A 4,014-nucleotide genomic window follows, 5' to 3' on the forward strand; every position below is an offset into this window, starting at 1 on the left:
CTCTGGTCGTACCTACATGGACTCGGCGTGTGGCGTCCCACTACGCAGTCCCTAGACGACGAGCCTCCCGCGGCGCGCTGCGCGTGGGTACCCGGAGTCCGCGCACGGAGGTTTGCCGGGGTGGAACAGGCTTCTCTTCTACCTGTTCCCTGGCCGACCGAACGTCCGCACCTACTTTCTACGCCGTGAGCCCGGTCACTTCAAGTGCGCGGACGGGTGCACCGGTACAGAGGCTGGATCGGGTGACACCGGCACCCTGCGCGACGGACAATTCGGGGCTGGGCCAAGCAAAGTGCCGGCCGTACGGCCGTGTGGGTGGCGGCTGTCCGGCTAGCGGGACCGACGGCGACGGTTGAGGCCGTACCAGGTCGCTCCGGCGGCCACCGCCCCGACACCGAGCGCCACCATCCCGGCCGACCGCGTCGGGATCCGGGTGCGCAGCGACATCGGCCGGTCGAAGGCCAGGATCGGCCAGCCGCGTTCGAGGGCCTCCCGCCGCAGGAGCTTGTCCGGGTTGACCGCGTGCGGGTGCCCGACGACCTCGAGCAGCGGGATGTCGGTGCTCGAGTCGGTGTAGGCGAAGCACTCGGCGAGGTCGTAGCCGTGGGTCGCGGCGAGCTGCTTCGCGGCGACGGCCTTGTTGGCGCCGTAGCAGTAGAAGTCCACTTCGCCGGAGTAGCGGCCGTCGACGATCTGCATCCGCGTGGCGACGCTCCGGGTCGCGCCGAGCATCTCCGCCACCGGCGCGACGACCTCTTCGCCGGTCGCCGACAGCACGATGACGTCGTGCCCGTCCGCGCGGTGGCGCGCGATCAGCTCCGCCGCCTCCGCGTACACGAGCGGGTCGACGACGTCGTGCAGGGTCTCGCGGACGATCGCCGAAACCTGGGCGACGTCCCAGCCGGCGCACAGCGCGGAAACTTCGGCGCGCAGCCGCTCGGTTTTGTTCTCGTCGGCGCCCGCGAGCGAGAACACCAGCTGCGCGTACGCGCTTCGCAACGCGGCGCGACGGTTGATCAGTCCTTCTTTCAGAAGGGGCTTGCTGAACGCCAGCGCGCTCGACGAAGCGATGATCGTCTTGTCCAGGTCGAAGAACGCGGCCACCGCGTGCTCCGGGCCCGGCTTCCGGATGCGCGACGGCGCGCTGCTCGGTTCGGCCACCCGCCCAGGATAGGAGCTTGATCGAGGCGCGTCCCGTTGATCCACCACGCGCGCGTCGCACCGGGCGGAAAATCCATGACAGGCAGGCACTTCGGGCGCGCTGTGCCGTTATCGAACTGTGTGCCTCATCCGGCGCGCGATCCGGCGCAGGGCGGAGTTACAGTGAGGGAGCCCGGTGTCCAACCGGGCCGGTTCAGTCCGACCCCCCGGGGCTGAACCCACGGCGGCCCCCGTCCCTCCCCCCTGGCGGGGGCCGCCCTCTTACCTCCCGTTTGCCTTCCCGGTTTCCGTTGCGCCTGCTGGATTCCGCTTTTCGCGGCGACGCTCCCGGCCTTCTTGCCTTCCGCTTACCTTCGTCAATTTCCCGTTGCGTCACGAATCACGGTTCGCGATGAACGCGGAATCTTCCCGTGCGGAAATTCGGGCCCATTTTTCGCCGCAGATGCGTCGCGGGCAACCGTGATCCTGCCACACCCCGCCGCCAGAACCGGTCCGCGAACGTGTCACGAGCGGCAGTTGTCCACAACACCCCGGTTGTCCACAGCCGGCCGCCCGCCCCGTTGTGCCGCCCCACCCCCGCCCGCGACGGTGGAACCCGGGCCACCCACGGCCCGCACCGACGACGGGGGAGGACCGCATGACGGGGGAACGACCGCTGGTGATCGCCGCGGACGAAACCGTGCTGGACGAGATACTGCGCGTGGCCGCGGTCGCGGGCTGCGAACTCGACCGCGCACCGGACCTGACGGCGGCGAGCGGGCATTGGGCCCGTGCACCGCTGGTGGTCCTCGACGAAGAAGCCGTGCGGCACCCGCCGGCCCTGCCCCGGCGCAGAGGGATCCTCCTGGTCTGCAAGGGCAGTCCGGGACCGGCGACGTGGGAGCACGCCTTCCGCAGCGGCGTCGAGCGCGTGATCGCGTTGCCCGACGAAGAGTCCGCGCTCGCCGGCGCGTTCGCCGACGTCGTCGAGACCCCGGCGGCGCAACCCGGCCTGGTGCTCGGCGTGGTCGGCGGCCGGGGTGGCGCGGGGGCATCGGTGTTCGCGGCGACGCTCGCACTGGCGGCCGCCGGCGATCCGGGCGGCGCCCTGCTGCTGGACTGCGATCCGCTCAGCGGCGGCCTGGATGTGTTGCTCGGCTTGGAAAAGACTCCCGGCCCACGCTGGCCGGACGTGCGGCTGAGCGGCCGGGTGTCGGTGTCGTCGCTGGCCGCGACCCTCCCACGGCGGACGCACCACGGCGGCAGCCTCCCGGTGCTCGCGTCCGGTCCCGAAGGCAACGGCCCGCAGGCCGAGTCGTTGTCGGCGATCCTGTCCGCCGGTCGCCGCGCGGGCCGCACGGTGGTGTGCGACCTCCCGCGGACCCTCGGTGAGGCGTCCGAGGAGGCGGTGCTGCGGGCGGACCTGGTGCTGCTGGTGGTGCCGCTGGAGTTCCGGGCGTGCCTGGCGGCGAAGAAGGTGCTGAACCGCCTGTCGAAGCTGACGGCCCGCATCGGCATGGTCACATGTGGACATTCGAAGGACCCGGACGTCCACAAGGCCGTCCTGATGGGCCCACCATTGATGGCCTCGATGCCCCCGGAGCGCGGCCTCTGGAACGCGCTGGAGCGAGCCGAGTTCCCGACGAAACGCAAGGGCCCCCTGGCCAAGACGGCGGCCGAGGTCTTGGCAGCAGCCCGCCGCGAAGCCCAGGCGGCCACCCGATGACCCCCGCGGCCCACGACCTCCGCCCCGCAAGCATCCCGACGAGAGTGTCGGAGCTGCTGCTGCCGACAATCCTGGGCTTGCTGAGCCGAGCCCCAGCAACCGCGGCAAGGTTCTCGACGCTCCCGAAGCCCCACCCCCAGCCACGCGCAAGCCTGCGGCCGGCCACCCGGGTCACGGCATCGCCCAGCGAGCCACCGGCCATCCCCCAGCCCGCAATCCCGGTAAAGCAGGCAGGCTCATGACGACCGCGTCGGTGGGCTCCCTCGCGCCGCGAGATCGAATGCTGGGCTCGCGCCGGTCGCGGACCGCCCGCGTCGCCGATTCACTCGGCGCCAGATCGGCGACTCCTGGCTCCCTCGCGTCGCCGCAGCGGATGCCGGGCTCGCGTCGGTCCCAGAGCACCCGCGCCACCACTTCGCACGGCGGTACATCGGCGAGTCCTGACTCCCTCGCGCCGCGGCATCGGATGCCGGGCTCGCGCCGGTCGCGGACCGCCCGCGTCGCCGCCTCACTCGGCGCCAGATCGGCGACTTCTGGCTCCCTCGCGTCACGGAATCGGATGCCGAGCTCGCACCGGTCCCAGGGCACCCGCGTCACCGGCTCGCGCGGCGGTACATCGGCGACCCGTAGCCCTCTCACGCCGCGGCAGCGCATGCTGGGCTCCCACCGGTCGCGGACCGCCCCCGTCGCCGTCTCGCGCAGCAGCACATCGGCAACTCCTGGCTCCCTCGCGCCACCGCAGCGGATGCTGGGTTCGTGCTCGTCGCGGGGCACCCGCGTCACCGCTGCCCGCAGCGGGCCATCGTCGACTCCTGGCCTCAACGCGCCACCGCATCGGAACCCGGGCCCGCGCCGATCGCAAGGCACCCGCGTCACCACCTCGCGCAGCGGCACATCGGCGACCAGCGACCTTCTCAAAACACCGCGTCGATCTCCCGATTCCCGCATCACCGCCGCGCCCGGCCACCCGCAAGCCACCCCAAAAACCCACCACCGACCAAGGCGGGCGAACCCATGACCGCCGACTTCGTCGACCGCGTCCGCAACCGCCTGGCCGGCGACCGCCGCCAGGCCGATCCGGTCGCCGTCGCGACCGCCGTCCGTGCCGAAGCCGGTGGCGTCCTCGGCCACGAAGCCGTGCTCGACGC

2 protein-coding genes are annotated in these 4,014 nt (G+C 71.9%); one reads left to right on the forward strand and one right to left on the reverse strand.

The features are described 5' to 3' along the window. Positions 1–330: 330 nt before the first annotated feature. On the reverse strand, positions 331–1,161 hold the full coding sequence (locus tag ACFVYA_RS49585) for an HAD family phosphatase (protein WP_285987008.1): 831 nt from the start codon (positions 1,159–1,161) through the stop codon (positions 331–333). A gap of 637 nt (positions 1,162–1,798) precedes the next feature. Here ACFVYA_RS49585 and ssd point away from each other — a divergent pair. Beyond that, complete coding sequence (gene ssd / locus ACFVYA_RS49590) at positions 1,799–2,866, forward strand: septum site-determining protein Ssd (protein WP_387055605.1); 1,068 nt, start codon at positions 1,799–1,801, stop codon at positions 2,864–2,866. Positions 2,867–4,014 lie beyond the last annotated feature (1,148 nt).

The sequence above is a fragment of the Amycolatopsis sp. NPDC058278 genome (genome assembly GCF_042881395.1).
Taxonomy (GTDB): domain Bacteria; phylum Actinomycetota; class Actinomycetes; order Mycobacteriales; family Pseudonocardiaceae; genus Amycolatopsis.